This is a genomic window from Deinococcus cellulosilyticus NBRC 106333 = KACC 11606, from assembly GCF_007990775.1.
GTDB classification, from domain to species: Bacteria; Deinococcota; Deinococci; order Deinococcales; family Deinococcaceae; genus Deinococcus_C; species Deinococcus_C cellulosilyticus.
The window spans coordinates 63,863-88,521 of sequence record NZ_BJXB01000024.1; the positions used below are offsets into that span (position 1 = coordinate 63,863).

Annotated in this window: 36 protein-coding genes; 28 read left to right on the forward strand and 8 right to left on the reverse strand. The window is 55.5% G+C overall.

The features are described 5' to 3' along the window. Positions 1 to 31: 31 nt before the first annotated feature. From DC3_RS21730 to ggt, 3 genes are all read right to left on the reverse strand, one after another. Positions 32 to 2,962, reverse strand: coding sequence for a WD40 domain-containing protein (locus DC3_RS21730; protein WP_186816180.1), 2,931 nt, complete (start codon positions 2,960 to 2,962; stop codon positions 32 to 34). Positions 2,963 to 3,156: 194 nt separating this feature from the next. After that, the gene (locus DC3_RS21735; protein WP_146888148.1) at positions 3,157 to 3,909 is read right to left on the reverse strand and encodes a sulfite exporter TauE/SafE family protein; all 753 of its coding nucleotides are present in this window, start codon (positions 3,907 to 3,909) and stop codon (positions 3,157 to 3,159) included. Between the two features lie 2 nt (positions 3,910 to 3,911). Continuing rightward, on the reverse strand, positions 3,912 to 5,507 hold the full coding sequence (ggt, locus tag DC3_RS21740) for a gamma-glutamyltransferase (protein ID WP_186816181.1): 1,596 nt from the start codon (positions 5,505 to 5,507) through the stop codon (positions 3,912 to 3,914). Between the two features lie 124 nt (positions 5,508 to 5,631). On the opposite strand from ggt, the gene DC3_RS21745 reads away from it, so the two are divergent. Further along, positions 5,632 to 6,306: an SDR family oxidoreductase gene (locus DC3_RS21745; protein WP_146888151.1), complete on the forward strand. Its 675-nt coding sequence runs from the start codon at positions 5,632 to 5,634 to the stop codon at positions 6,304 to 6,306. Between the two features lie 59 nt (positions 6,307 to 6,365). After that, positions 6,366 to 7,364, forward strand: coding sequence for a GTP 3',8-cyclase MoaA (gene moaA, locus DC3_RS21750; protein ID WP_146888153.1), 999 nt, complete (start codon positions 6,366 to 6,368; stop codon positions 7,362 to 7,364). Positions 7,365 to 7,392: 28 nt separating this feature from the next. On the opposite strand, the gene DC3_RS21755 is transcribed toward moaA, so the two are convergent. The 5 genes from DC3_RS21755 to DC3_RS21775 form a co-directional block, all read right to left on the reverse strand. Further along, positions 7,393 to 7,938, reverse strand: coding sequence for a zinc metalloprotease (locus DC3_RS21755; protein ID WP_146888155.1), 546 nt, complete (start codon positions 7,936 to 7,938; stop codon positions 7,393 to 7,395). A 21-nt stretch (positions 7,939 to 7,959) separates the two neighbouring features. After that, positions 7,960 to 8,838: a complex I NDUFA9 subunit family protein gene (locus DC3_RS21760; RefSeq protein ID WP_146888157.1), complete on the reverse strand. Its 879-nt coding sequence runs from the start codon at positions 8,836 to 8,838 to the stop codon at positions 7,960 to 7,962. Further along, on the reverse strand, positions 8,835 to 9,440 hold the full coding sequence (locus tag DC3_RS21765; RefSeq protein ID WP_146888158.1) for a Crp/Fnr family transcriptional regulator: 606 nt from the start codon (positions 9,438 to 9,440) through the stop codon (positions 8,835 to 8,837). The genes DC3_RS21760 and DC3_RS21765 overlap by 4 nt, the downstream gene beginning before the upstream one ends. Then, positions 9,437 to 10,333, reverse strand: coding sequence for a MerR family transcriptional regulator (locus tag DC3_RS21770; RefSeq protein ID WP_146888161.1), 897 nt, complete (start codon positions 10,331 to 10,333; stop codon positions 9,437 to 9,439). Before DC3_RS21770 ends, DC3_RS21765 begins: the two co-directional genes overlap by 4 nt. Positions 10,334 to 10,700: 367 nt before the next feature. Next, the gene (locus tag DC3_RS21775; protein ID WP_146888163.1) at positions 10,701 to 11,438 is read right to left on the reverse strand and encodes an XRE family transcriptional regulator; all 738 of its coding nucleotides are present in this window, start codon (positions 11,436 to 11,438) and stop codon (positions 10,701 to 10,703) included. A gap of 152 nt (positions 11,439 to 11,590) precedes the next feature. Here DC3_RS21775 and DC3_RS30185 point away from each other — a divergent pair, with 152 nt between their 5' ends. The 26 genes from DC3_RS30185 to DC3_RS21900 form a co-directional block, all read left to right on the forward strand. Continuing rightward, positions 11,591 to 11,827, forward strand: coding sequence for a helix-turn-helix domain-containing protein (locus DC3_RS30185; protein ID WP_186816183.1), 237 nt, complete (start codon positions 11,591 to 11,593; stop codon positions 11,825 to 11,827). Positions 11,828 to 12,210: 383 nt separating this feature from the next. After that, entirely contained in the window at positions 12,211 to 13,941 is a 1,731-nt protein-coding gene (locus DC3_RS21785) for a TnsB C-terminal domain-containing protein (protein ID WP_186816184.1), read from the forward strand. Next, positions 13,938 to 14,705, forward strand: coding sequence for an AAA family ATPase (locus DC3_RS21790; RefSeq protein ID WP_146888172.1), 768 nt, complete (start codon positions 13,938 to 13,940; stop codon positions 14,703 to 14,705). The genes DC3_RS21785 and DC3_RS21790 overlap by 4 nt, the downstream gene beginning before the upstream one ends. 23 nt (positions 14,706 to 14,728) lie before the next feature. Next, on the forward strand, positions 14,729 to 15,106 hold the full coding sequence (locus DC3_RS21795) for a hypothetical protein (RefSeq protein ID WP_146888174.1): 378 nt from the start codon (positions 14,729 to 14,731) through the stop codon (positions 15,104 to 15,106). Further along, a complete protein-coding gene (locus DC3_RS21800) occupies positions 15,103 to 15,450 on the forward strand; it encodes a helix-turn-helix transcriptional regulator (RefSeq protein WP_146888177.1) in 348 nt (115 codons plus the stop codon). The genes DC3_RS21795 and DC3_RS21800 overlap by 4 nt, the downstream gene beginning before the upstream one ends. After that, positions 15,443 to 15,862, forward strand: a complete 420-nt coding sequence (locus tag DC3_RS21805; RefSeq protein WP_146888180.1) for a hypothetical protein — start codon at positions 15,443 to 15,445, stop codon at positions 15,860 to 15,862. Before DC3_RS21800 ends, DC3_RS21805 begins: the two co-directional genes overlap by 8 nt. After that, a complete protein-coding gene (locus DC3_RS21810) occupies positions 15,859 to 16,092 on the forward strand; it encodes a hypothetical protein (RefSeq protein WP_146888182.1) in 234 nt (77 codons plus the stop codon). The genes DC3_RS21805 and DC3_RS21810 overlap by 4 nt, the downstream gene beginning before the upstream one ends. Continuing rightward, the gene (locus DC3_RS21815; protein ID WP_146888185.1) at positions 16,077 to 16,445 is read left to right on the forward strand and encodes a hypothetical protein; all 369 of its coding nucleotides are present in this window, start codon (positions 16,077 to 16,079) and stop codon (positions 16,443 to 16,445) included. Before DC3_RS21810 ends, DC3_RS21815 begins: the two co-directional genes overlap by 16 nt. Beyond that, positions 16,442 to 16,993: a hypothetical protein gene (locus DC3_RS21820; RefSeq protein ID WP_146888187.1), complete on the forward strand. Its 552-nt coding sequence runs from the start codon at positions 16,442 to 16,444 to the stop codon at positions 16,991 to 16,993. The genes DC3_RS21815 and DC3_RS21820 overlap by 4 nt, the downstream gene beginning before the upstream one ends. Continuing rightward, positions 16,990 to 17,550: a hypothetical protein gene (locus tag DC3_RS21825; protein ID WP_146888190.1), complete on the forward strand. Its 561-nt coding sequence runs from the start codon at positions 16,990 to 16,992 to the stop codon at positions 17,548 to 17,550. Before DC3_RS21820 ends, DC3_RS21825 begins: the two co-directional genes overlap by 4 nt. After that, positions 17,519 to 17,896 carry a hypothetical protein gene (locus DC3_RS21830; protein WP_146888193.1) on the forward strand — a complete coding sequence of 126 codons (378 nt, stop codon included), beginning with the start codon at positions 17,519 to 17,521 and terminating at the stop codon, positions 17,894 to 17,896. The genes DC3_RS21825 and DC3_RS21830 overlap by 32 nt, the downstream gene beginning before the upstream one ends. Further along, positions 17,883 to 18,266: a hypothetical protein gene (locus DC3_RS21835; RefSeq protein ID WP_146888195.1), complete on the forward strand. Its 384-nt coding sequence runs from the start codon at positions 17,883 to 17,885 to the stop codon at positions 18,264 to 18,266. Before DC3_RS21830 ends, DC3_RS21835 begins: the two co-directional genes overlap by 14 nt. Beyond that, positions 18,263 to 18,793: a hypothetical protein gene (locus tag DC3_RS21840; RefSeq protein ID WP_146888198.1), complete on the forward strand. Its 531-nt coding sequence runs from the start codon at positions 18,263 to 18,265 to the stop codon at positions 18,791 to 18,793. The genes DC3_RS21835 and DC3_RS21840 overlap by 4 nt, the downstream gene beginning before the upstream one ends. Continuing rightward, complete coding sequence (locus DC3_RS21845) at positions 18,790 to 19,341, forward strand: hypothetical protein (protein ID WP_146888202.1); 552 nt, start codon at positions 18,790 to 18,792, stop codon at positions 19,339 to 19,341. Before DC3_RS21840 ends, DC3_RS21845 begins: the two co-directional genes overlap by 4 nt. Continuing rightward, positions 19,338 to 19,649, forward strand: a complete 312-nt coding sequence (locus DC3_RS21850; protein ID WP_146888205.1) for a hypothetical protein — start codon at positions 19,338 to 19,340, stop codon at positions 19,647 to 19,649. Before DC3_RS21845 ends, DC3_RS21850 begins: the two co-directional genes overlap by 4 nt. Then, positions 19,646 to 19,909, forward strand: a complete 264-nt coding sequence (locus tag DC3_RS21855; protein WP_146888207.1) for a hypothetical protein — start codon at positions 19,646 to 19,648, stop codon at positions 19,907 to 19,909. The genes DC3_RS21850 and DC3_RS21855 overlap by 4 nt, the downstream gene beginning before the upstream one ends. Continuing rightward, positions 19,906 to 20,121 (forward strand): hypothetical protein, encoded by a 216-nt coding sequence (locus tag DC3_RS21860; protein WP_146888210.1) that lies wholly within the window; start codon positions 19,906 to 19,908, stop codon positions 20,119 to 20,121. The genes DC3_RS21855 and DC3_RS21860 overlap by 4 nt, the downstream gene beginning before the upstream one ends. Further along, positions 20,118 to 20,339, forward strand: a complete 222-nt coding sequence (locus tag DC3_RS21865) for a hypothetical protein (RefSeq protein WP_146888213.1) — start codon at positions 20,118 to 20,120, stop codon at positions 20,337 to 20,339. Before DC3_RS21860 ends, DC3_RS21865 begins: the two co-directional genes overlap by 4 nt. Continuing rightward, the gene (locus DC3_RS21870; RefSeq protein WP_146888216.1) at positions 20,336 to 20,914 is read left to right on the forward strand and encodes a hypothetical protein; all 579 of its coding nucleotides are present in this window, start codon (positions 20,336 to 20,338) and stop codon (positions 20,912 to 20,914) included. The genes DC3_RS21865 and DC3_RS21870 overlap by 4 nt, the downstream gene beginning before the upstream one ends. A gap of 462 nt (positions 20,915 to 21,376) precedes the next feature. Continuing rightward, positions 21,377 to 21,727, forward strand: coding sequence for a hypothetical protein (locus DC3_RS21875; RefSeq protein ID WP_146888219.1), 351 nt, complete (start codon positions 21,377 to 21,379; stop codon positions 21,725 to 21,727). 160 nt (positions 21,728 to 21,887) lie between these two features. Then, positions 21,888 to 22,094, forward strand: coding sequence for a hypothetical protein (locus DC3_RS21880; protein WP_146888221.1), 207 nt, complete (start codon positions 21,888 to 21,890; stop codon positions 22,092 to 22,094). Position 22,095: 1 nt separating this feature from the next. After that, positions 22,096 to 22,263, forward strand: a complete 168-nt coding sequence (locus DC3_RS29315) for a hypothetical protein (protein ID WP_186816185.1) — start codon at positions 22,096 to 22,098, stop codon at positions 22,261 to 22,263. Next, on the forward strand, positions 22,260 to 22,964 hold the full coding sequence (locus DC3_RS21885) for a glycoside hydrolase family 73 protein (protein WP_146888224.1): 705 nt from the start codon (positions 22,260 to 22,262) through the stop codon (positions 22,962 to 22,964). Before DC3_RS29315 ends, DC3_RS21885 begins: the two co-directional genes overlap by 4 nt. Next, entirely contained in the window at positions 22,964 to 23,305 is a 342-nt protein-coding gene (locus tag DC3_RS21890; RefSeq protein ID WP_146888226.1) for a hypothetical protein, read from the forward strand. Before DC3_RS21885 ends, DC3_RS21890 begins: the two co-directional genes overlap by 1 nt. Further along, positions 23,302 to 23,538 carry a hypothetical protein gene (locus tag DC3_RS21895; RefSeq protein ID WP_146888229.1) on the forward strand — a complete coding sequence of 79 codons (237 nt, stop codon included), beginning with the start codon at positions 23,302 to 23,304 and terminating at the stop codon, positions 23,536 to 23,538. The genes DC3_RS21890 and DC3_RS21895 overlap by 4 nt, the downstream gene beginning before the upstream one ends. Positions 23,539 to 23,602: 64 nt before the next feature. After that, the coding region (locus DC3_RS21900) for a hypothetical protein (protein ID WP_146888232.1) at positions 23,603 to 24,659 on the forward strand (1,057 nt) is incomplete at its 3' end.

The window sequence follows — 24,659 nt, forward strand, 5'->3', positions numbered from 1 at the left end:
CCCATCTTGAAAGAAGGTGTTGGAGGTTTGTTTATTGATCGGGAGCGGCAATGGTCCAGTCGCTTGAGCGGATCTGAATGTTGGGGATCTGTTTCCCTCCTGTGAGTTGTTTCACACGGTATCCCACCCAGGAACCCAGCCCCAGTACACTCAGTTGGCCTTCTGGGTTCAGGGCAGAGCGCTGTCCACGCAGGGCTTCCAGAATGGCTTTGGTGAATGCGCCATTGCCCCAACTGGCATCTTCATAAGCAAAAGATTCTCCACCAGTTGCTGCCAGAATGGCTTTTTTAACATCAACACTGGAATGGGTTGAAGGGATGGCGGCTTCACTCACCTGCAATGCACGAACCAGACCGTCCACCCGGCTGTCTGAGACTGCGCGCACCCCGTTGATGCCTCCGGCCCGGCAGGTGTCGAGCATCAAGATGGCATTTGCGTTGACAGATCCATAGAAAGCCACCAGTTCATCCTGGGGTAGGCCGGTGCGTCTGAGGCTCTGTGGATTGGTGTCATGGGCGATCACATAATAACGTCCTTCCTGGGTTTCACCATGACCTGAGAAGAAGGTGATCACCGTGTCCTCTGGCCGGGCCCTTCTGCGGATGCGGTCCATGGCATCAATGATCTGGTCCAGGGTCGCTTCTTCATTGATCAGCACTGTGGTGTCCACGTCATAATAGAATTTGCTGCGTTGAGCTTCAAATTCTTTCGCCAGATCCTGAACATCTTTTACCGAATATTTCAGAAAGCGGTCTGCAGGCAAGAACTGATAGGTGTTGACGCCAATGCCCAGAAAAAACAATTTGCCACTGGGCTTTTCTGGGGCTGCCCGCTCGGCAGGTGCCGTTTGTTTTTTGACAGGTTTTTGCAAGAGCACTGTGGCAGGTGAGCTCTCCTGCCCATCTTTTGTCATGGCCATGACAGAGATTTCTATGTTCTCACTGCTGTCTGTGTTTGAGAGTGGAAGATCCAGTTGAACCACATTGGGATTGCTGGCGCTCACACCAATGCTTCGGGTGTTCGACTCGACTTTCTGGCCGTTGATGGTCACCTGAAGTGAAACATCAGAAGCCTTGAGGTTCAGCATCAACCAGAGGTCAATGCTTGGGCTGTTCACCTGAGCATTGCGTAGAGGGGACAGGATGGTCACTTCGGGTTTGATGGTCTTGGTCACCTGAGGGCTCAGCCAGGTTCTCAGGGTTCCATCTGCGCTGCCTGCGGCCAATTGGGTTTCATCCTGAGAAAGCTGCATGGAAAAAATGCGGTCTGTGTTGCCCAGCAGACTGGACATCAGCTGGCCGGTTTCAGTCCGCCAAAAGAGGATGCGCTGATCCCCCGATGCAGTGATCAGGGTCTGGTCTCCTGAAGCAAATTGGACAGAGGCCACAAAACCCGTATGACCCTGCAGTGTTTTGAGCAACTTTCCATCCGGGAAACTCCAGAGGCGCACAGTTTGATCTGCACTTCCTGTGGCCAGATACCGTTGGTTTTTGGAAAGGTCAATGGCCTGAACAGTGCTGGTGTGTCCTTCCAGGGTGCCCAGCAGCTTCCCTGTTTGGACCTCCCAGATGCGAATGGTTTTGTCTGCTGAGCCCGAAACCAGAAACTTGCCATCTCCAGAGAAATCCAATGCATAAATCCCACTGGTGTGCCCCACCAATAGCCTGATCAAACGCGCTGTCTGGGTGTCCCACAACTGAACACTTGCCTCTCCAGTTCCAACCGCGAGGATTTTTCCATCTGGACTGTAAGTCAGGCTGTGGACTGCCTCCCTTGAGGGCTGAAAACTTGCAATGGTGCGTCGGGTTGTCACATCCCACAGGCGCACTGTCTGATCCCACGAACCTGATGCAAGCTGTTGACCATCCGGACTGAAATTGAGGGCTGAAATGGCCTGGGTGTGCCCTTCCAGGGTGTTGAGCACTGCGCCTGTTCTGGTGTTCCACAAAATCACCTTGGATTCACGGTGGCCCGAAGCCAGAACGGTTCCATCTGGACTGAAGGCTACAGCCCGGATGTGACCCGTATGGTTGGAGAGGGTCGCCTCTTTTTCTCCATTTTCCATGTTCCAGACCCGAATGAAACTGTCATCAGATCCAGCAAACACCTGTTTGCCATCTGCAGAAAACCTCACAGTGGTCACCACTCCAGTCAGGTTGCTCCAGAGGTGTTTTTCTTTGCCCTGTTCCAGATCCCAGATCCGAACCGTGTTGTCCCGGCCTCCTGAAGCCAGCCATCTGCCATCCGGACTGAATTTCAGGGCAAACACCCGATTGGTGTGCCCCGTCAGAACCTTCAGAACCTGACCGGTTTTGACATCCCACAATCGAATGGTTCGATCACCAGAAGCGGAGGCCAACACACCTGAATGCTCCTCCAGACTCAGTTCATTGATGTTGTCCGTGTGCCCCTGCAGAATGTGTACGGTTTTTCCAGTTTTCACGTCCCAGATGCGGATGGTTTTGTCGTTTCCACCCGAGTAAAGCTCAGTGCTGTTTGCACTGAACTGCAGGCCCTGAATGGCTCCGGCATGTCCCGCAAGGACATGCACCAGTTGCCCGGTTGTGGCATCCCAGACCCGCACACTCTGGTCTGCTGATCCTGAGGCCAGCCACCTCCCATCAGGACTGAAGGCCAGGGCATAAACAGCATCGGTGTGCCCTTTCAATTTGAGCGTGGGCTTGCCAGTTTCCAGGTTCCAGAGTTGCACCTCAGGGAGCTGTGTGCCAGCTGCCAGGACTTTGGCATCAGGACTGAATTTCACATCATAAGTCAGGGAGGCAGGGTCAAATCTGAGGGTTTCCTGATGGTGCAAAAGATCATAAACCACGATGTAACGGCCGCCACCTGAAGCCATCCAGCGTCCAGACCGGCTGATGTCCATGGTCAGAAGCTGTCCAGAACCCAGCACATGTTCGGGACTGTACTCCTGAGCATGTGCTGGAAAAAAAGAGAGGGTCATTGTCATCAGCAATGACATCAAAAGACCCCGCAGCAACTGCGGGAGTCTCCGGGGAATCGTATGTGCCAATTGAGCTCCCTGTCTTTGGGGACTTTGCCTGCCATGTGTCCATTGATGCATGTTTGACCTCTCAATTCTCATTGTAGAAATTTTTAGGATGACATGGCTTGACCACACCACAGATGTTGCACCATTTACAGCCAATACTTGAAAATCAGATTCCCGGCGGTGTACAGCAACAGCACAGAAAAGAAGAGTTTGAGTTGCTGTGCTGGAATGCGCTGCTGCAGACTGGCCCCCAGTCTGGCCCCCACCAGAATGCCCAGGGCAATGGCACAGGCAACCCTGGCATCCAGCAGTCCTGCGGCCTGATAAACCAGAGCATTCCCGGTGGCGGTGATGCCCATGATGAAGGTGCTGGTGGCAATGGCTTCACGGATGGGGAGGCCCAGCATCAGGTTCATCACGGGAACCTGCACCGTGCCCCCTCCAATGCCCAGCAGGCCGGCCATGATGCCTGCGAAACCCATGGCCGGAACCACAAAAGGACTGGCTTTGTCCCGTCCTGTCTCCATGCGCTTCATGCCCCTGAGCAGGGTATAGGCACTGTAGAGCAGAAGGACAGCAAAAACCAGGGCCACATAAGCTGCAGGAAGCACAAGCCCCAGCAGGCTTCCGACGGCCCCTCCAACAACGGTATAGGGCGACAGGAGGTACCCTGTCCTGAGCTGAATCAGGTTGCGCTTGAGGTACCCTGCAGTGGAGGCGATTCCGACGGCCAGCACACCAATCTGGCTGATCGCGACCGCCTCCTGAATTTTCAGGTCATGTCCAAAATGGGGGGCAATGAATTCCAGGGCTGGAACCACCACCACCCCTCCGCCCAATCCCAGAATTGCACCCAGCACACCTGCCAGCAAACCAATGATGATGCCTGCAATGATCACGTTCAGTATCCTACAGTCTGACCATCGGTGCGACCGTCACTTCCGCCCACAAACACACCTGTTTCGGGATCTCGCCAGATGATCTGTCCGCGACCGAACGCAGAATAATCGGGAACCAGAGTGACCTGATGTCCCATGTCCTGCAAAGCCTGGGCCACATGGCGGGGCATGTGGGCCTCAAGCTGGACGTTCAGGCCAGAAGTCCACTGCCACCTGGGGGCATCCAGGGCCACCTGGGGATTCATGTGGTGATCAATGGTGTTGAGGACCATCTGCAGGTGCCCCTGAGGCTGCATGAACCCTCCCATCACCCCAAAAGGACCCACAGGAATCCCGTCCCGGGTCAGGAAGCCCGGAATGATGGTGTGATAGGGCCGTTTGCGGGGCTTCAGTTCATTGGGATGCCCGGCGATCAGGTTGAAGTTGTGGCCCCGATTGTGCAGGGCAATTCCGGTGTTGGGCACCACCACACCACTGCCGAACCCCATGTAGTTGCTCTGAATGAACGAGACCATGTTGCCCTCGCTGTCTGCAGTGCAGAGGTAAACCGTTCCATGAGAAGCAGGATCTGCAGGTTCGGGGATTCTTGCCGTGGAGGAGATCAGGCTCCTGCGCTCTGCTGCATGGGCGTCCGAGAGAAGGTTCTGCACCGGGACCTCCACGTGCTCCATGTCGCCCACAAACCTGAAAGCATCAGCAAAAGCCAGTTTCATGGCCTCGATCTGCAGGTGCAGCCCTTCAGGATCTTCCCGATTGCTGGGCAGGTCAAAGCCTTTCAGGATGTTCAGGGCCTCCAGAGCCACAATCCCCTGACCGTTGGGTGGAATCTCCCACACCTGATGCCCTTTGTACTCCACCGAGATGGGTTCCACCCACTGGCTCTTGTGCAGTGCGAGGTCTTCAAGGCGCAAAAATCCCCCTGTGTCCTTGGCAAAGTGGTCCATCCGTTTGGCAAGGTCTCCAGAATAAAACTCTTCGCTGTGGCTGCGGGCAATGGCCTCCAGGGTGCGGGCGTGGGCTTCACTCTGCCAGACCTGACCTGCCTGAGGAATAAAGCCTTCAGGAGTGAACGTGTCCCTCCAGCTTCGGAATTCCTCCCCTGACTGCGCCGCATAAGCCCGAATGGCCCTGCGCCAGTTGTGGGCCAGCACAGGGCTCAGGGGGTAACCTGATCTGGCGTAATGAATCGCTGGAGCAAGCACCTGATGAAAGGGAAGGCGACCAAAGCGTTCATGCAGGTCAGCCCAGGCTCTGGGGGCACCAGGAACCGTGACCGGAACCCAGCCCTTGGAGGGCAACTCTGAAATGCCCATGCCCTGCAAAGCGTCCCTGGAGAGCAGGCGAGGAGCCCGTCCTGAGCCGTTCAGGCCGTGCAATTTGCCCTGTGTCCAGACCAGGGCAAAAGCGTCCCCTCCAATCCCATTGCTGGTGGGCTCCACAACGGTCAGGGCAGCGGCGACTGCCAGAGCAGCATCAATGGCATTGCCCCCCTCTCGCAGGATGTGCAGCCCGGCCTGTGCAGCAAGAGGCTGAGAGGTGGCAACCATGCCCTGACGGGCATAAATGGGCTGCCTGAAGGGTGAATAAGGATTCAGCATGCCTGACTTTAACATGAGCCATCAGCAGTCAGCGATCCGCCCTCAGCAAGACATCAACTGCACTGGAAAGACAGTCATGGGGCAGAAAGAGATCGGAGGAGCGCGATGGGGTAAATTGTGGGGCATGAAACCCACAATCATCATCACAGGGGCCACAGGTGGTATTGGTCTGGAAGTTGCACACCTCCTCAGAGACGCCGACCTGATTCTGCTGGGTAGAAACCCCCAGAAACTGGCCCAGTTGCAGCAGGAATTCCCGGATGCCACGACTGCAGCTGTCTCCCTCACCAATGAGGATGCCGTTACAACCCTTTTGCAGCCCCTTGCTCGGATGGATGCCATCATTCACTGTGCAGGAGAGGTGGTGCTGGGCAGCATTGCAGAGAGCAAAACTGAAGACTGGGAAAGCATGTTCCAGAGCAACGTTCTCACCAGCCTGGTCCTGACCCGGCAGGCCCTGCCCCTCCTCAGGGCATCCAGAGGCAAGGTGATCTTTGTGAATTCTGGTGCCGGACTCCGTGCGAATGCCAGCTGGGGTGGTTATGCTGCCAGCAAATTCGCACTCAAAGCCCTGGCAGATGCCCTGAGGCAGGAAGAGTCCTCCATTTCGGTGACCACCATCTATCCGGGCAGAACGGCCACCGACATGCAGAAACAGGTGCGCAGCATGGAACAGGCTTCTTATGATGCAGAAAAGTATGTGCGGGCCGCTGATGTGGCTGCTGCCATCAAACTGGTGCTGGACATGCAGCATCCCAGTGTCATTGAGGAACTCTCCATCCGGCCTGCATCCTCCTGACCCTGGAAGGTGATTTGCCCCTATTTCTTGTCCATCGAACTTCCTATACTGCGGTCACGATGCTTGATTCGCTGGGCCGTCCCCTCCGGGACCTGAGAATTTCGGTGACCGACCGTTGCAACATGCGCTGTGCGTACTGCATGCCCAGAGAAATCTTTGGGCCAGATTATGCCTTCCTGCCCCAATCCGAACTCCTCAGCTTTGATGAGATCGAGCGGGTGGCCCGGATTTTTGTGCAGATGGGGGTCAGCAAACTGCGCATTACGGGAGGTGAACCCCTGGTTCGCAAGGGCCTCCCTGACCTCATTGCCCGCCTGTCGAGTCTTGATGGAGTCGAGGACATTGCTTTGACCACCAACGGTCTTCTGCTGCCTCAACTCGCCCAACCCCTGAAGGAAGCAGGCCTGAGGCGGGTCACCATCAGTCTGGACGCCCTGGACGATGCCACGTTTGGACGCATGAACGGTCTGGGCATCAAGGTGGAGCGTGTCCTCAGGGGCATTGATGCAGCTCATGAGGCCGGGTTTGAACTCATCAAAATCAACTCGGTGATCAAGAAGAGCGAAAACGCGCATGCCGTGATGGACCTCGCAGAACACTTCAGGGGCACCCCCCACACCCTCAGGTTCATCGAGTTCATGGACGTGGGCAACCACAACCAGTGGGACATGAAAGATGTGCTTCCCAGCCGTGAAATCCTGGCGATGATTCAGGCAAACCACCCTCTGGAGCCTGTCAACCCCAATTACAAAGGCGAGGTGGCCAGACGCTACAGGTATCTGGATGGTCAGGGCGAAATTGGATTCATCAGCAGTGTCACCGATGCTTTCTGTGGCACCTGCTCCCGGGCCAGAATCTCCAGTGATGGGCAGATTTACACCTGCCTCTTTGGCACCTTCGGGTATGATCTTCGTGCACCCCTCAGGGCAGGGGAGACAGACGAACAACTGCTGGACCGGGTTGCAAAATTGTGGTCCCTGAGAACAGACCGCTATTCCGAAGAGCGGGCCGTGCGGCCCAGAGACAACAAAATCGAAATGTCCCGCATCGGGGGGTGAGTTTCCACCGGAGGCCTGATTCTGGAGGTCAGGTCAGTCGGGAAAGCACAGCATCCATCATTCTGGGCAGGCCAAGACACAGTTCAAGGAGTGCCAGACCTCCCAGAAGAACAAACCAGAAATGCTCGGGTCTGCCGGTGGTCTTTTCCAGAAACATTGCAGCCAGGGAGATGTCCTGGTCTCCCTGTGGGGTTCGCAGCAGATACCTTCCGAGAATGTTGCGCAGGGTGTACAGGAACAGATCTGTGCGCAGCAAAAGAAACAGACTGATCCAGAATGTTGCCATCCAGGATGTTTTTTCACCTGAAAACACCTGGGTTCCCAGCAACATCACTTCTGCGCAGAAGCGTGTTCCCAGAACCCCTGCCATTGAAATCCAGATGTTCTGCCGGTCTGAAAACAGGTGCAAAGGGGCATCTGTGACAGCCAGGGTCACTTTCCCATCTTTGATCTGCACCAGATGGAAGCGTGCATGACGGTATCCACAAATTCGGGCAGCAATGACATGGCCCATTTCGTGAATGCACACAAAGACAATCAATGCAGCAAAAAATTGCAAAACATGAGACAGCATCCCTTCAGCATAGGGAAGAAGTCAAGCTTTGAGAATCCTTGGCAGCCAGTGCTCCAGATGGTCCATTCTGAGGTTCAGAATGCGGGTGGCGGGTGCAGGGTCTCCGGTGTTTCCCGCTTTGAGCATCAGGTACTGGTCACGGGTGATGGGTGGGTTCGGGAGCACCTGCATCATGGGAACAGCCAGATCCATCAGGGGAAGGGGCACATGAAACATGGGTTTTCTGCGTTTCAGGGCATGCAACTCCAGGTTCAGCAGTTCCTGGAAGGTGTACTCTTTTGGCCCCACCAGTTGAAGCGTCTGTTGCTCGGTGCGGGGATTGAGCAGGGCCTGGGTGAATGCTGCGGCCACATCTCCAATCCACACGGGCCTGAAAGGGAAATCTCCTTTTCCAATGACAGGAACCACAGGGGCAGCAGTGACAAGTTCCTTCAGCACATTTCCGAAAAAGTCATCTCCAGGTCCGAAAATCAGGCTCGGCTGGAAGATGGTGTAGGTCAATCCACTGTTTTTGACAAGCTCCTCGGCCTGCCCTTTGCTGTCAAAATATCTGCTTCGGTGTCCTGTCTGGGCACCCAGAGCGCTCATGTGAATGAAGCGGGCCTGCAGCTCTTTTGCTGCCTTCAGCACATTGGCTGTACCCTCCACATGCACCTTTTGAAAGGTCTGGTTGCGTGTTTCACGGATGATCCCCACCAGATGGATGATGGCTTCGGGTTCTGCGGCAGTGATGGCTTTGAGGGTTTCGTCTGCTGATGTCACATCCAGCTTCAGGCCCTTGAGCCCCGGGGGTGCTTCTCCAGACCTTGATGCAGCGATCACCTCATGGCCTGCCTGCTGGACTTCTTTCATCAGGGCAGACCCCACGAAACCGCTGGCTCCGGTGATCAGGACTTTCATTGCACTTCCTGAACCATGGGGGGGCGGGCCATGACCTTCATGACATCCAGATTCTTAAGGGTGATCTGGCGGTATCCCGTCTCAATCAGGCCTTCCTGTTTCAGGTCCATGATGATCTTGGAGACACTTTCACGGGTGCTGGAGGTCCCTTCTGCAATCAGTTCGTGGGTGCACCGGAGGTACAGGTCGTTGTCCTCGTTCTCTCCTCCGAGGGGGGTGTCCACCAGTTCCAGCAGGTACCGGATCACCCGTTCGCGCAGGTCACCAATCTGCAGATGGTACTCATGCAGCATGGCCCGCCGCAGCTGGTCGCTGAAAGACACCGCCACCTGCCGCATCAGGTGTTCGCTCAGTTCATCGATCTGAAAGGAGGTGATGGTGCTGCGGGTCAGGGCTTCCACGCTGTGCTGATAAGGTTTGGCTTCCAGAATCTCTTCCCCAAAGAAATCTCCTGGCAGGATGTGACGGACGGTGATGGGTCTGCCTCTGGTGGTCACCTTGACGACCCTCAGGAGCCCTGTTTCACAACGGTAGAACAGCTTTGAAGGCTCGCCATCCCTGTACAGCACCTGACCTCTTTTTAAACGGGCTTTTTCGCTCATACTCCACCTTCCAGTATCTGAACCATCTGCTCGACAGCCTGCAATGTGTCTGCGCCTAGATACGTGCCTCCAAACTCTTCTGCCAGTGCTGGTTCTGCGTTCAGCAAAGCTCCTCCCATGATCACTGGTATGTCCAGCTGCTTGAGTTCTTCTGCATGCCTTCTGAGGAGCTGGGTGTCTGCAGCGAGCCCCAGACTGAGCAGGATGGCATGCCCTGAGTGTGCGTGGGTGTAACGGATCAGGTCGTCCAGAGGGGTGTTGGCACCGATGTAATGCACCTGCACGCCCCTTTTTCGAAGCAGGACGCTGATCATCAGGGGACCAATTTCGTGGTATTCCCCTGGGGCACAGGCCACCATCACTTTGGGTCCTTCTAGAGGTTGACCCAGCAGGTCCAGCAAAATCTGAATGCGCCCTCTCAGGAATGCAGTGGCCTGATGTTCTTCGGCAACGGTGATGTGGCCCTGTGCCCACATTTCGCCCATGTAGGTCAGGGTGGGTTCGATGACCTTGAGAAGCACCTCTTCCACAGTGAAAGAGATGGAGGCGTAATTGATCAGCTGGGAAGCCCGGTTCTGGTCGGATTTCAGGCAGGCTTCCACCAGATCTTGAACAACCTTTGTGTGCTCATTGTCAGGGGACTGGGGGGTGCCAGGGTCCTGCTTTTGTTTCAGCAGTTCCACGGCACGGCTGACGGTGACACCATTTTCGATGTGTGCCTGAATAAACTGGATGCATTCCAGATCATTCTGGCTGTACAGGCGGTAGCCGTTCGCAGCGCGGCTCGGATTGGGGATGCCATAGCGCCTCTCCCACTGCCTGAGGGTGTTGGCAGCAATCCCGGTGCGCTCCTCAACCTCGGAAGCAGTATACAGTGGGGTGGTTTTATTCATGATGGTTCAGAGCCTCGCTTTGTATATTCTTTGTACAAGGTTATTGTACACGTTTCGGTGACTTAGCACACAAGACGGAGGCTGGTGTAGTGTGTTTATTTATCTGGCACAGCTGCCAAGGATTATTTGGCAAACCTGGGCAACTGGAATCACCGGAACTGAGCGGAACCAGACGAAAGGACCCCGTCAGGCAAGAGTCCAGGACGGGGTTTTTCTTTTAACAAATTTCGGTTAAGCGGATCTCTGGTGAAATTGGCGGAATGAATTCCAGTTTGGGGTCATGCGTGGCAGGCGACAACAATTATTTGTCAAAACTTCTTTCACGATAAGCGACTCGATGAGGGTGAAACCAGAGTTTGCTTGACCTTTAACTGGCAGACTGGATGTCTCTGACCACCCGGACCACTGAGCCCACGATTTCTGCCACACGGTCAGCTGGGATCATGGCAAAGGTGGGGTCCACATATTCTGGGTTGGTGCTGGTGAGGTACTGGGGCTTGCCTGCAGGGTCCAGGATCAGGCGTTTGCAGACGTGGCCGTCACCTTCCAGCCGGGCCACCACGGTGCCGCCAGTGACGCCCCTGTCCAGGGTGTTGACCAGCACCAGGTCGCCATCAAAAATCGGGTTTCTTCCACCCTCCATAGAGTTTCCGAAAACCCGAAAAGCGACCAAATTTTTTCCTCTGGCAAACGATTCTTCTACCAAAATACTTTCTTCAAGTTGATCAGATCTGTCTGGTCCAGCTCCAACCTGCCCGACAACAGGGATGCGTGGCGATGCAGCCAGGACAGGGACCTTTGTGACAGCTGGGTGTTCCTCTAAGATTTCGGCCCCGTAGGCTGTGGGATCAAGCTCGTACAAAAGCACATGCGTGGGCACTTCTAGGGCTGTTGCGAGTTTGATCAGTGTTTCGATGCTGGGCTTTACCTGGGCACCTGTAACTGACGTCCTGCCCTGGACCAGAGCATAAACCGTGGTGCGGCCCAGGCCGAAATGATCCGCGAATTCTTCAAGCCGTTTCATTCCCAGTTTTTTCATGCGTTCGGCTATTCGCTCGTTGAAAGGACCGTTCAGAGCGGCAGTTTTTGGTCGTGGCATAAACATTTCCTCCGTTGATTTCTCTCAAATGTGAGTGTATAATACTCTCATATGTGAGTATAGGAGGTGATGGATTACTGGGGATCACAGTCGTCCGAGTTTGCTGGTCGAGAAAATTTCGTTTTAGGCGAGATTTTTATAGAAAGGGAAGTGATAAGGTGTTGGCAGAAAAAATCACCAAGAAATTGCAGGAACTGAAGTGGACCCAGGCTGATCTGGTCAGAAAAACTGGATTGGCCTCTTCGCATGTTTCCTACCTCTGTAGCGGAGAACGTGGTTCCAGAGTCAGTCTGGAAACCCTCAAGAAGCTGAGCACAGCTTTTAACGTGCCACTCGATTTTTTTTCGGATGAAAACTCGCATTTGGGAGAAATGACGACCAGCAGTGCTGGATAGTTTCTCGCCTTGGTGTACTGGAGACCGTCATGCCCATCTATAGCCAAACCAGAAAAACTCAGCTGTACACGGTTGAAGAGTGTGCTGCAATTGTGCAGAAGTCCAAAGTGACGATCAAGCGCAAAATGACCGACTCAAGTGTGTACGTTGAGTATCACTTTGTTCGTGCTGCACGAGGGGCTGTCAAAACAGCATTCATCGACATTTTGACTCTGGGTTTTCAGTTCAGTGCAAATGCCCTGAATGATACCCCGCAAAACAGCGGAGTATCATCGCGGAGTATCACCGAATCCGCGCAGGATCAAAGTGCTTCAAGCAGCACTAGAACAGAGATTTCTCATGTTGCGGGTATGGATATATCCAAAAGCGGAGTATCAGCCCAAATGATACCCCGCTTGGTCTTTCCTGATACTCCGCAGGTTTCTGATCTGACTGGAGCCCAGGAATGGTTTGCCCTACTGCAACCTGCCCTCAGAGCCTCAAAGTGGAAGCGGGCCGAACTGGTCAAGGCCATTGCCCAGCAAAAAGGCTGCAGCCCCCGCAGCATCTACCGAAAACTGGAAGCCCTGGAAAGCAGCCAGAACGGACTGTCTGCCCTAGCAAAAAAGCCCCGTGCAGACAAAGGCCATTTTCGCATAGCTCAGGAAGCCTTCGAGGTGATTCAGGCCGCATTCCTCAGCAACACCCCAAACACCAGTGTTCGCTACATTCACAGGACCCTGGTGAGGGCAGTCCCACAGGTCATGACCTACAAGACTGCCTCTGGGAAAGATAAGGTCATCACTGTTGAGATGTGCAGGCGTGTCAAAAACGCCATGCTGCAAGACCCCGTGATGCGCCTGGCGTTCTATGACACCACTGAACGCAAGGAATTCATGCGGACCTACAACGGGAAAGTCACAGCCCACCATGCAAACCACATGTGGCAGATGGACATGACCCGCTGTGATGTGGAAGTTGTTGACCCTGAAACCCTCCGGTTTTTGCGTCTCCGGGTGCATGCCATCATCGACGTTTACAGCGGCGTGATCCCTGGAATTGCCTTCTCAGAGGATGAGGACCAGACCCAGACCGACCTTGCGTTTTTGCGTGCCATCCTGCCCAAACAGGGACCGTATGCAGACAAGTACCCGATTTTTGGTGTGCCTGAAATCATGTACTGGGACAACGGAAAGACCTACAGGTCTGACCACATCGAGCGCATTCTGAAAGGGCTGAATGTGCAGTCCATTCACAGCAAGCCCCGTGTGAGTCACACCCGTGGAGCCATTGAACGCTTCTGGGGAACAGAGCACGGCTTTGAGAGGACTTTGCCTGCCTACGTGGGTGAAAACGCCAAAGACCGTGACTCTGAGGAACTTCGGAACCTCCGCAAAGCAACCCTCAAATGGCTGGAAACAGGCAAGGACCCTGGCTTTGGCAAACGGCACCTGACCATTGATGAGTTCAAGAACATCATGCTGGCCTGGATCATCACCGAATACCACCAGTGGGTGGTCGATGGCAAGACCAGACTCCAGCACTTTCTTGAGACTGTGCCTGCCAAAACCCAACTGCTGTTTGACCCCACTGAATTGTTCCTGTTGTTTGCCAGACGGAAAGAACGCACGGTCACCCCAGATGGTGGTGTGAAGCTGGACAACAAAATCTGGAAGATCCCTTCTGGTGTCCTGGCTCCATACAGCGGCCTGAAAGTGCTGGTGCTTGAAGACCAGTTCGCAATGGGTGACGTGCGGGTGATTGCCCGTCAGGAACGCAATGGACAGTTGACCATCCTGGGTGAAGCCGTGCCTGCTCCAGACATCGCCAACAGCATCGCGTCTGGAGAGCAACGCAGGGCAGAAAAAGCCCAGAACACTGCTGCCGTGAACAGCCTGAAAGAAGTGCAGGAGCGTCTGGCCCACCCGGATCTGATCGTTGCAAGACAGATCGTCAAGGAACTGGACATTGCCCCCACCCCTGCCCAGCTGCCTGCCACCCCAGCACAACTGGCTGCTGTGAACCCTCCCAAAACCGACCTGGGCGAATTTGGAAACTTCCTGAAGCCCTCAGACACCACTGACATTGACGCCTTCATGAGCGAAATCAACCTGTCAGAGAGGAAAAAACCATGACTGAAACCACCCTCAGCGACTTTCAAGCCAACCTCAGTCAGCGGCTTTCTCTGGAGCACATTGACATCCAGGGCAAAGGGCTTCCAGAGGGCTTCAAGCTGAATTCCACCTTCAAGGCCATCATCAAGCACCTGGAATACGCGTGGCGTGTGCAGGCAGCCCTGGCCCTGGTGACCGGGGCACACGGGGCAGGGAAGAGCACAGCCATCCGCTACTTTGCCCGTCAACAAGGTGTTCTTTACTGGGAATGCCCACCCAAATATCAGGCCAAACACATCCTGGCTGACCTTGCTTCAGAACTGGGCATCTCCACAGGGCACAGCTTCCGCATGCAGACCAGTGTCGTGGTGGCCCAGCTGCAGAGTGACCCCAAACTGGTGATCCTGGATGAAGCCCAGCGGATGGACTATGACGCCATCGACCAGCTGAAGTATCTGGCAGACAACTCTGGAAGCACCTTTGTGATGGTTGCCAGTCCCAGCCTGGAGCAACGCATTGAGAGATGGCCCGACATCTCCAGTCGATGCAGCGTGAAGCTCCGCGTTTCTGCCATCAGCCTGGAAGAATTCATTCTGCTGTACGGGGTGGATGGGTTCACCACGGCCACCCTCAAAGAGATGCACAAGCAGACAGGCGGCATCTACCGGAAGATCACCAGTCTGTTGAAGCACCTGGGCGAAGCCATCCAGAGCACTCCTGGCATGACGGTGGGCAGTCTGACCCCTGCCCACATCCAGTTTGTTGCAGAGCAGGTGATGCTGTGACCGGACGCAGACGCCCAGGAGGAATGTCTAAGACCAGTCAGCGTTTCGCCAAGGTCACACAGCCTAATGGCACAGAGCTGACTGTGCCTCAGGCCAAGGATGTTGGCACCTTTATATATGTGGGGGATGGGGTTCAATATCCAAAATTCCCTACTGTAACGCTGTTACTTGATGGACACCATCTGACTGAAGGGACAATTTTCGAGTTGGAGGAAATGCGTCCAGGGCATGGAATGGGTGAGACCATTTCTGTGCAAGTGGCATATGTGCGTCTTCAGGTGTCTCTGTTCCCAGGGAAATATGGGCAGCTAAAGCGGCATATTTATTGCGATCCTGTCATTCCAAACGATGAAAAGAGTGATGCATTCGCTGAAACGTTTGGACTGGGTGATTCGCAATGACCCAGTTCTCTGGTGATCCCCTGGCCCGTGGTGCTGCAGCTGTGGACAGCGACATCCGGCGTTTTGCCCTGCAGCACCTGCTGACCAAAGGTTATGTGTCTGCAGCAGACATCCGGCGTGAATTTGTGGACCTTACTTCTTCCAGTGCCATGCACCAGTGCCGGGTGTTGGTGCGGCTTGGCATTGCCGAAGTGGACCCCACCCATGACCGGAAAGGCAATCCCAGACAGGTGAAGGGCAGGCTCTCTGAAGAGTTCGCCCTGAGGTTCACCCTCAAAGACAAATCCAGCCTGCAGGCACTTCACCAGTGGCTGTCCGGGCTGTTGGAGGTCTCCAATGGATAACCAACTTCGAGCCCGATGCACCCGCCTTCTGGAGATCCCTGAGCAGATTGAGGCGGTCAGAAGACTTCTCACCGCTCAGAGGGCAGAACTCCGCAAGGTCCGCCGCAAACTGGACCACCTTGAGGCTCAAATTCGCCTGCAGGTCCCTGCAGACCTGAAGAACGAAAAACAGCGGGATGCCTGGGTGCTGGTAGCGTGTGAGGCCGATCAGGACTGGAGCAAGGCCAAAGACCGGGAAGAATCCCTGCAGACCGCCATCGACAAGTACCTGGCAGAGCATGACGTGCTGGACCATGAGCGGAAAAGCCTGAGGGCTGTGCTGGAACGTGAATATGCGGACATCATCGAGACCGCACTGAATGACCGTGCCCTGGTGGAAGTGCTGTCCAGAAAGGGGGGGCTGGTCGGATGATCTTTGGCCCGAAAACCGTTGAAGAATTTGTGGCCCTGCACCCCTGGAAGTGCATGGTGCTCACCGATTACCTGGGTGCCTACAAGTGGAGGGCCATGCTGGTCCCCAACAAAGACAGAAACGAGTGGGGCAACATCCCAGTGGCTGTTGGTGGCAGTGCTGCACAGGCATTCAGCTCTCTCATGACCCTGCAGGTCAACGAAAAAGGTGAATTATGCGAATCTCTCTGATCCCCTCTGCCCCTGTTTCCTTCCGTCTGGCCCAGATCAGCAAAGCCCTCCGGCGTGCTGTGGACGTGACCCTGTTTCCTGCCCGTGCGGTGGTCCACAAGATCCGGCGTCCCCTGCAGTCCGTGCTGGTGGAAAAGGACCTGTTGAATCACATCCGCACCAAGAACCTAATGCCCAACGAACTCCGTGACGTAGCAGGGACCATGCGGAACCTTGGACATCTCCATCTGGCCCGAATGGTGGAAGACGAAGCGGACTGCAGGGCAGTGGCTCTGAAGATGGAGTTTCACCATCGCAGGGCAGAACTTCGCCAGTTCGGGCAGGACCTGCTGGATGGAGGTGTCGATCTGTGACCACCCTTCACCAGTTCCTGGTCGGGGTGATGGCCCCGGAACGTTTCATGACCTTCTTCGACACTGTGGCAGACCAGATGCCCCAGGTCGCGGAATCCTTCGCCAATGAATTCTGGGGGGAACTCGATCACCCACCCACCATGACCGTTCTGGTGATCGACACGGAAACAGGTTGCCATGAAACCTTCAAGGTGGATTGTGCTGGTTACCGTTTTGACGCTTTCGCTCCTGCAGCCAGGGATGTGGTGCGGGAGCTTGAAATGTGGGCTGTGTACCACCAGAAGCACCTGCTGGACACCGCTGAATTGTTCAACGTGCAGATGCTCAAGAGGGATCTGGCCTACCACATCGGCAGAAAGATCCAGTCTGTCCGGGACCCCAAATCTGTGGGGGTCCCCAGAGACCTCCTGGATGAAATCAAGCTGCTGGTTTCAGAGCTGCAGGACAGCCCTCACTTCTGCGAGTTGCACGGCCAGTTCTTCACTTTCGTCAAGTTCCAGCTTGACCAGCCCATCCCTGAGACCTGGAAGAGGGATGTGGTGCCATGAAGGAAACCTACCCCAAAAAGGGCAACAAGTTCGATCCTGAGCAGTACCAGCCGGACGTGCCCCCCATGACCCTGCAGCCTTTCACCCCTGGTCCCGCAGGAGAAGTCCGGGCAGTTGCCACCGCTGCAGACCTGCTGACCGTTGCGGCCCAGTGCGAAGCCATCCAGTTTGACTGGATCGGTCTGACGGGAGCCTACCTGGACTGGAAAAAACGCTCTGAAATCGGGGACTTCCGGTGGCATGCCAGAACCTCAGCGGGTCCCGTGCGGGGCGTGGACAAAGCCCCAGACATGGTGCACTTCAAAGGGCAGGAGTTCCGGCCCGACCTAGTGCCCGTCGCTGTCACGATCTTCCCGCATGCCATCCGGGATGGCAGCCTCAGCAAGTTCACGGACCTGCTGGTGACCAGAGGTGTCCGCTCTGTAGAGTGCATCGCCCCTGATCCGCTGAGCACCAAACGGGTTCTGAGGCTGCACACCCCCACCAAGATTTTCACCCTCACAGAAGACAAAAAGGAGGGCTCTGATGGAGCAGGAACGGAAAGCCCCGCTGTTTGAAGAACACCCCTTCATGTACTGCCTGTGGCACCTGGAGCACAACTACAGGACCTATCAAGCATTCCGTGAACTGGCAGACCGTTACCGCGAATTCAACCCCCACCGGATGCTTTCTGCAGACATGATCTGCCATGTGATCCGGTTTGAACTGGGCATGCGGAATGACGGTGACGCTTTCCACATCAGCAACAACCTGACCAGTTTTTACGCCCGTGTGTACCGCCTGGAACACCCAGAAGCCAACTTTGGACTTCGCCCCACCTGGATGAATCAACTCACCGATGACCAGTGGGACGAAGTTCGGGACGTGCTTCGCCGCATGAAGGAGCAGCATGAAAACCTCTGAGTTGAGACCGCTCGAAGTGGTTCGGCGTGTGGATGCCCTGAACATCATCCTGCACCGCATTCAGGCAAGCACCATCCACCCGGCTTTCTTTCATGCCCGTGGCCTACACGGGTTCATCCTGGCTGATCATGCTGGAGAAATCTGGTGGAACGATCCCTTCAGGGGCTTCATCCCCATGAGCCAGTCACACAAAACCCCACTGGGCACAGCTGGTTTCAAGAACCTCTTGAGGTTCATGTACTTCCATGCAGCCCACAATGTGCAGATCCAGCGGGTTCACTTTCCCACTGCAGACGAACTGGGGCTGAACAAAATCGAGTGGGAAGCAGTTCTGATGGCTGCTCAGGTGCATGGGCTGGTGTCCGCATGACTCAGAACACCGTCAAACCCATCCACACCACAGCTCCATCTGCTGCCACCATTCAGGCAATCCGCGAACGCTGGGCCAGGGCAACCCCTGGCCCCTGGGGTTGGTTCGGTCACGTCAGCAGAACCACCAAGCACACGGCCATACGCCTGTCCAGCAAAGCGAATGGCAACATTGTGATGGACTTCAAGCGGGTAGGCAAAACCAACGATGCCCAGCCCCGTTTTGGGAGGAATGACCTTCTGGTTGGTGCCAGAGAATTCGTGAAGTACGAGGTGGGCTATCGGCAACAGATTGATGCCATTGACCACCCGGATGCTCAGGCCATTGCCTGTGCTCCAGCAGACGTGCAGACCTTGCTGGAAGCCCTGGAAGTCTGCAGAAAAGCCTTTGAAGCCTTGCAGAATGCAGAAGACTTGAAGAACTCCATTGTGCGTGCAGAGGTGTATTTGTCTGCACCATTGGCTGAGATCTACGCCAAAAAAGCCGTTCAAGAAGCCCTCTTTGTTCTGGGTCTGGTGGAATCATGACCCTTCCTACAGAAATTCAGGCCATCAAAGACCGCTGGAGCAAGGCCACCAAAGGACCCTGGCAGTGGTCCGGGTATGTCTCCAGAGACAGCCTGAAGCAGACGGACATCAACCTCACGACCACCTGGGGCGGTAGACGGGTCGTGATGATGTTCGAGCGGGTGGGTTTCAGGGATGCCCAGCCGTGGTTTCAACCCCAGCCGGGTGATCTTGGTATGCAGCCTGGCAGGGACCTTGTGAAGCAAGATCCAGAGACTGGCAGTGGGCATATCAGTGGCATCAACCACCCGGACGCTGAGGCCATTGCTCACGCCCCGGAAGACGTGCGGATGCTCCTGCAGGAAGTGGACCGACTCAGGGCACAGGTGCCCAGCTGGACTCCCATCACCCAGCCACCTGCAGAGTCCGGCACCTATCTGGTGATCATGTCGGGTTTCCCGGTGGTCCTCTTCTACAACGCTGAAGAGGGCTTCTGGGATGACGATGAACAGACGGACGCCCTGGTCACCCACTGGATGCCCATCCTCCCAACACCGGAGGACGCATGAGCACCTTCCGTTTTGAAGAGGTCACCATCACCCTGGGTGGTGAGCAGATCCAGGTAATGGAAATCCACTATCACAGCACTCCGGGTGATCGGCCTGTCTGGAAAGGTAAGCGTGGCGTCTGGCAGGCATCTGGTGAGATTCGAGTCAATGCCATTGGTGAGTCTCTGGCCCTGGTGCTCTCCAGACAGGAACCCTGCCAGGTCCCTCAAAGCAGGGTCGAGATGGTCCGAAAAGCCAAGTTCATCCGGCGTGGGAACCGTGCCAGAAAACTACAGGTTTCCCGTGCCAGAAAGTGGGGTTGGAGATGAACTGGGATGATTTTGATTCCCTTCCACCCCATCAGAAAGCTCTGCTTGCTGAAACTGTCCCTGAAGTCAAAGCCCTGGCCCGGCGAGAGGAAAGGCGTGAAATCCTTCTTGCCAAGATCACACTCGCAAGCTTTGAGAAACCCAACATCCCTGCACACCTCACGGAAGGAAGGGCAACGGCTCAGAAAATTGCAGAGCTGGAGAGCCTTTACGAGTGGGTGGTTTCTGGGAATGACAGTTCAACCTGGAGGACCAAATGACCCAGACCAAAGAGCGTGCTGGTTGGACCAAGCTTCACCAGCGTGGGCAGTGGCATTACGTGCGGGGTTCCTGGACCCTGTGCGGTCTGGCAGCTGCTCACCCGGACCTGCTGGTGTTCTCCGACCTCACCCCCTCTGCTGATCCTTCTTTTGCAACCAAGTGCCTCACCTGTGAACGCAGGTTCAACAAGGCACAGAAGGAAGCGAAGTGAGATCAGCAAATCGTGCTTTTGAAGTGGTGGTAGAGGACCCCACCATCGAAGAGATCCAGATGTCCCGGCAACTTTTGAAGCAGCAAGAACAGCGGTTCTGGCACAGGGTTGTGTACGGGGACCCGCAACCGCCAGCCCCACCGAAACCACCCCACCCCAGGAAAGCCCTTTTTCGGCGTCGCAAGAAACGCAACCAGAACAGGAGAAAAAGACCATGACCGTGACCCCTGAACCCCGAATCCCCATCATCCGCGTAGACTACCAGGCAGGCCATTTCTTCAACACCATGACCGGGGAGATCCTGCAGGAGATCCCTGGGGCGGTGATGATCAACTTCCAGAAAAACTGGGTGCTGTGGCCTGAGTGGACAGGCAAGCCCACCATGCCCATGTGTGTGGCTGGCAGTGACAAGACCAGAGGCAACTGTGAAGAGTGCAGGCTCAGGCAGTGGCAAGGGGACACCCCTCCCCGCTGCAGTGAAGAACTCAGTGTGGTCCTGCAGACGGGCAACATGCTGGTGCTGCTGGTGTCCCGTCGCGGCATGTCCAGACCCCTGGAGCAGTGGATCGAGATGCAGAACATCATGGGCAACCCCCTGCACGGTCAGGAACTCACCCTCAGGCTCATCAAGGACTACCGCAACTCGAATGCTGAGCTGCACAGGATCGCTGTGCTTCCGGGCCGCTTCCTGACTAAAGAGGAGTGTGAGGGAAATGTGCGGGTCCGTTCTCAGGGATATCCCGTAGAACTGGGTCTAAAAACTGTGCAGGAACAGGCTCCCAGCGAAGTGTAAACCCATCGTTACAAGTTAGTGGAGATCTCCATTTGCTGAGCTGAACCTTAGGCTAGGATGAAATCACCAGCGGAGCTGGAATTCATGAAACCCCAAAGTTCAGTTCAGCATCTCCAGGAAGGGGCAACCAAACATGGCCGGGCTGGAATGCGATAAATGTCTACAACCGACCCGTGTGATCGACAACGGGAAAACGGAAACAGACGCGGACGGACGGGTGATCTATCGGAGATACCGAGTATGCGCCAATCCCACATGTCCGATGTTCAGAATCCGCAGGGAGTCCGTGGAGTTGTGGCTCCCAGACGAGGGGAATCCGTTCAGGGTGTCAGCCAGAGAACTGAACCTCGTCGAAGAACCCGAAGAAGATCCCTGGCAACCGTCTCTGTGGCAGACATCCTCAGCAAAGCAGGAGTCAACACAGACACCCCAGAACCCCAAAGAACCACCTCCAAAGCGGAAATGACCGGATACCCGTACCTTCTGGCCCAGAGCCTCAGGGACTGCCAGTGGAAGATCAGCCAGGTGCTGCTCACCAACACGATGGACTGCAAGAGCCCCGATCCAGACCGCACCCTGAAGGTTGCCAGGTGGACCATCACTGAACGGGACTTCATGCGAATCCTGCACAACATGCAGGCACAGGATGTCTCCAAGATCCGCGAATACCTCTGGTACGAAAAGAACAAATGGGATGCCGCCACCCAGAGCCATGTGAGCATCCAGCCGGACTGGTCGATGGCCGCAGCAGCATTTGAAGACCTCTGGGCATCCCTCAAGGCTTACGGCTGTCTGAAACGCATCAGAGACTGAGAACAAGGAAACCTCAAGCCACCCCACGGGTGGTTTTTTTGTTGCCTGATTCACAACTGGAGATGTCCAAGAAGGACCCCTTGGAATTGCCTATCCTGAGTAAGACAAAGTATCCCGACCCCGAGAGCGATCTCGGGGTTTTGCTTTTGGGAGGAACCATGTGACTGCCACAGACGAACAGGAACGGATTCGCGTCCTGGAAGAGAAGGTGCAAGACCTCCGGGAATGGCGTCTCGCCAAGGAACTGGCAGAGAAATACAACCGCGAAATGCGTCCCAAAAGAAAGATCAACTGGAACACCGTTTTCACGGTGGGAGCCTACATTCTTCTGGCCCTGTCCCAGCTGCTGACAGGCAAAGGAAACTGACATGCTGAATGCCCTCAAAAACATCCTGATCGGCACTGCCCTCCGTCTGGCCGCAAACCTTCTGAAAAATCGCATCCAGAGCACCACAGGGCTGTCTGAGGTGGACAAACGAAACCTCTCTACCGCCATTGATGAGGTGGTCGAAGCCGTCACCCAGGTGTCCAAATGAGCAGGAGAGAAGCGATTGGTGGTGGCATCCTTGCCACCACTGCCCTGATCACCGGGGTGTTCACCATCTACGGGCCAAAGGCAAACTTCTGGCTGGAAGGGGCAAAGGCGTACCTGGGCATCAGTAGGGTGCTGGAGTGCAAGGCTGGACAGCCCTGCCCCAGCAACATGCAACGCTTCCGCTTCATTCTGGCTGCCATCCCCCTGGCCCACGAAGTCAGCGTGAAGACGGGTGTGCCCATGTCTGCCATGATCGCCCAGGCTGCTCTGGAAACCGGATATGGCAGCAGCTATCTGGCACGCACCCACAACAATTATTTCGGCATCAAGTGTAACGGCACCTGGGCGAAATGTGTATCAAGATTTGACACAGAGTACGTGAACGGTCAGAAAACCGGGTGGACCAGCCAGTTCCGTTCCTACACCAGTGCTGCAGGATCGTTTTACGATTACGCCACTTTCCTGAAGGTAAACCCCAGATATGCTGCAGCCTTCCAGAGCCGCAAGGATGGGAAGGAATTTGCCAGCAGGGTGGCCCGTGCAGGTTACGCCACCGATCCAGGCTATGCCAAGAAGCTGCACACCATCATTGATGGGCTTCGTCTAGAAGCCCTGAACGTGCCCCCCAGTGAATGGAAACTGGACCCTCTTTTCTGCAGTTCTTTTGACCAGAAAGCCAAGCTCTGCAAGGAGAAAAACTGATGTTCAAACAGACCAACCCCACACACCTGAAAATCGGGCGTGGCCTGATCCTCAGGCTGATTTACCTTGCTGCCAACAACAATGCTCTGAATCCTGACGCCCCGACCACCATGAACAAAACCATTCTGGTGATGTCGATGGAAGACCTGCAGATGCTGCCCAGTGAAAATGACCTGCGGTCCAACATCCGCTACCTCGAAGAGAAGGGGTATGTGACAGCAGACTGGCTGCACGATGGTTCTGGAGACTTCAAGTGGGTCAAACTGGAACCCAGTGGCACCGACCTGGTGGAAGGCTCCATCTCTGATCCTGGTGTGCTGTTCCAGAGACGGCAGGCATGAGCCTGGAAGACCTGCAGGAGGACCTGAGTGCCCTGAAAATCACGGTGATGGCCTCAGTCAGCACCCTGGATGAGCGGACCCAGCAGATGCAGAAGACCCTGGAGATGGTGGCCCAGCGACCCCAGCCGGGTGTGCCTGTGTGGGTGATTCTGGTGATGGCCGTGCCTTCCACCCTCCTGGCATTAGGGGTTTTGATCCTGGCTCTGGTACAGGTGTTCAGCGGCCTGAACTAGGTGACAACCCTAAGACAACCCCACACCAACCGTAAGCGGTTTAGCGTAAATGCCAGATCCTGGTATGCAAACTGAACTGCTTTATCTCATAACTATCCCCAGGCGTTTTGATTCAACTCTGGTCCAGACCACCAGGGCTGGAGAACTGGCTTTGCTGGACATGCTCTGTCAGCTTCAAACATTACCTGATCCGTGTCCTGTTGCTCTGGCACGAATCGGTTGGCTCCTGTTCCAACTGGACCGGAACGATGAAGCCCGTGCCCTGCTGGAGAAAACCCCAGGAATGCTTGCCCTGGGTTACCTTGCCCGTGTTCTTCTGGAGTGCTCTCCAACCATTGCCCAGAAAGAAATGTTCCTGGAGTGGATGAAAAACATTGTGCGGTCCGTGGACACTGGCCCGGACCTGGAAGGTTGCTGTCACCTGGACTTTGCCTGTGCCATCATGCTGACCACCCTCCAGCGACCCGAAGAGGCCGCCAAATACCTGACCTCTGCAGAGCACTATGCAGAGTTGATTGGACTGAACACGGTTCTGGCAAACGCCAAATTCCAGCAGGCCAGGGCTCTGTTCTTCCAGAACTCCTGGCACCAGGCAGCCCAGAAGTTCAGTCAGGCTGCGGGCATCACGAATGCCAGTGCGTTCCTGACTGCAGCCAGTGAACGCATGCTTTTCTGGAGCCTGGTGCTGGGTGGCACAGCCGTCCCGGTGGATGCACCTGCGAACGTGAAAATGGCTCACGCTGCCCTATGGGGTCAGCAACTCCCAGGAGAGATCAGCAACCCTGAGATACGGGACGTGGCTCACGCATGGGTTGCCTGCAGGAACCTGCTGGATTACACAACAGCCAAATTCCCTGTGCACCGTGGTCCCCGCATATTGAAGAACCAGAACAACCTGCTGCAGGAACTTCTGAAGATCGAACCCAACCCCACGTCTCCCAACCCTGCCAGAGACAGGCTGGTGCTGCCTCTCAGATTGCTTGGACTGGCCCTAACAGGAGACCCCAGGACAGTCGATGCGGCCCATGAATTGCAGGAACTGACTGTTGAAGAGGATGTGCTGAAGTGCATCAGGACCTTTGCTCTGATCCAGTCATCAGTCTGGTCCAGAACCATTCTTT

What these genes read in the sequence shown, in the direction of transcription:
- DC3_RS21730 (WP_186816180.1), bottom strand. Translation starts at nt 2,962, where the DNA reads ATGACCCTCTCTTTTTTTCCAGCACATGCTCAGGAGTACAGTCCCGAA.
- ggt (WP_186816181.1), bottom strand. Translation starts at nt 5,507, where the DNA reads ATGCTGAATCCTTATTCACCCTTCAGGCAGCCCATTTATGCCCGTCAG.
- DC3_RS21745 (WP_146888151.1), top strand. Translation starts at nt 5,632, where the DNA reads ATGAAACCCACAATCATCATCACAGGGGCCACAGGTGGTATTGGTCTG.
- moaA (WP_146888153.1), top strand. Translation starts at nt 6,366, where the DNA reads ATGCTTGATTCGCTGGGCCGTCCCCTCCGGGACCTGAGAATTTCGGTG.
- DC3_RS21755 (WP_146888155.1), bottom strand. Translation starts at nt 7,938, where the DNA reads ATGCTGTCTCATGTTTTGCAATTTTTTGCTGCATTGATTGTCTTTGTG.
- DC3_RS21760 (WP_146888157.1), bottom strand. Translation starts at nt 8,838, where the DNA reads ATGAAAGTCCTGATCACCGGAGCCAGCGGTTTCGTGGGGTCTGCCCTG.
- DC3_RS21765 (WP_146888158.1), bottom strand. Translation starts at nt 9,440, where the DNA reads ATGAGCGAAAAAGCCCGTTTAAAAAGAGGTCAGGTGCTGTACAGGGAT.
- DC3_RS21770 (WP_146888161.1), bottom strand. Translation starts at nt 10,333, where the DNA reads ATGAATAAAACCACCCCACTGTATACTGCTTCCGAGGTTGAGGAGCGC.
- DC3_RS21775 (WP_146888163.1), bottom strand. Translation starts at nt 11,438, where the DNA reads ATGTTTATGCCACGACCAAAAACTGCCGCTCTGAACGGTCCTTTCAAC.
- DC3_RS21785 (WP_186816184.1), top strand. Translation starts at nt 12,211, where the DNA reads ATGATACCCCGCTTGGTCTTTCCTGATACTCCGCAGGTTTCTGATCTG.
- DC3_RS21790 (WP_146888172.1), top strand. Translation starts at nt 13,938, where the DNA reads ATGACTGAAACCACCCTCAGCGACTTTCAAGCCAACCTCAGTCAGCGG.
- DC3_RS21795 (WP_146888174.1), top strand. Translation starts at nt 14,729, where the DNA reads ATGTCTAAGACCAGTCAGCGTTTCGCCAAGGTCACACAGCCTAATGGC.
- DC3_RS21800 (WP_146888177.1), top strand. Translation starts at nt 15,103, where the DNA reads ATGACCCAGTTCTCTGGTGATCCCCTGGCCCGTGGTGCTGCAGCTGTG.
- DC3_RS21805 (WP_146888180.1), top strand. Translation starts at nt 15,443, where the DNA reads ATGGATAACCAACTTCGAGCCCGATGCACCCGCCTTCTGGAGATCCCT.
- DC3_RS21810 (WP_146888182.1), top strand. Translation starts at nt 15,859, where the DNA reads ATGATCTTTGGCCCGAAAACCGTTGAAGAATTTGTGGCCCTGCACCCC.
- DC3_RS21815 (WP_146888185.1), top strand. Translation starts at nt 16,077, where the DNA reads ATGCGAATCTCTCTGATCCCCTCTGCCCCTGTTTCCTTCCGTCTGGCC.
- DC3_RS21825 (WP_146888190.1), top strand. Translation starts at nt 16,990, where the DNA reads ATGAAGGAAACCTACCCCAAAAAGGGCAACAAGTTCGATCCTGAGCAG.
- DC3_RS21830 (WP_146888193.1), top strand. Translation starts at nt 17,519, where the DNA reads ATGGAGCAGGAACGGAAAGCCCCGCTGTTTGAAGAACACCCCTTCATG.
- DC3_RS21835 (WP_146888195.1), top strand. Translation starts at nt 17,883, where the DNA reads ATGAAAACCTCTGAGTTGAGACCGCTCGAAGTGGTTCGGCGTGTGGAT.
- DC3_RS21840 (WP_146888198.1), top strand. Translation starts at nt 18,263, where the DNA reads ATGACTCAGAACACCGTCAAACCCATCCACACCACAGCTCCATCTGCT.
- DC3_RS21845 (WP_146888202.1), top strand. Translation starts at nt 18,790, where the DNA reads ATGACCCTTCCTACAGAAATTCAGGCCATCAAAGACCGCTGGAGCAAG.
- DC3_RS21850 (WP_146888205.1), top strand. Translation starts at nt 19,338, where the DNA reads ATGAGCACCTTCCGTTTTGAAGAGGTCACCATCACCCTGGGTGGTGAG.
- DC3_RS21855 (WP_146888207.1), top strand. Translation starts at nt 19,646, where the DNA reads ATGAACTGGGATGATTTTGATTCCCTTCCACCCCATCAGAAAGCTCTG.
- DC3_RS21860 (WP_146888210.1), top strand. Translation starts at nt 19,906, where the DNA reads ATGACCCAGACCAAAGAGCGTGCTGGTTGGACCAAGCTTCACCAGCGT.
- DC3_RS21870 (WP_146888216.1), top strand. Translation starts at nt 20,336, where the DNA reads ATGACCGTGACCCCTGAACCCCGAATCCCCATCATCCGCGTAGACTAC.
- DC3_RS21875 (WP_146888219.1), top strand. Translation starts at nt 21,377, where the DNA reads ATGACCGGATACCCGTACCTTCTGGCCCAGAGCCTCAGGGACTGCCAG.
- DC3_RS29315 (WP_186816185.1), top strand. Translation starts at nt 22,096, where the DNA reads ATGCTGAATGCCCTCAAAAACATCCTGATCGGCACTGCCCTCCGTCTG.
- DC3_RS21885 (WP_146888224.1), top strand. Translation starts at nt 22,260, where the DNA reads ATGAGCAGGAGAGAAGCGATTGGTGGTGGCATCCTTGCCACCACTGCC.
- DC3_RS21890 (WP_146888226.1), top strand. Translation starts at nt 22,964, where the DNA reads ATGTTCAAACAGACCAACCCCACACACCTGAAAATCGGGCGTGGCCTG.
- DC3_RS21895 (WP_146888229.1), top strand. Translation starts at nt 23,302, where the DNA reads ATGAGCCTGGAAGACCTGCAGGAGGACCTGAGTGCCCTGAAAATCACG.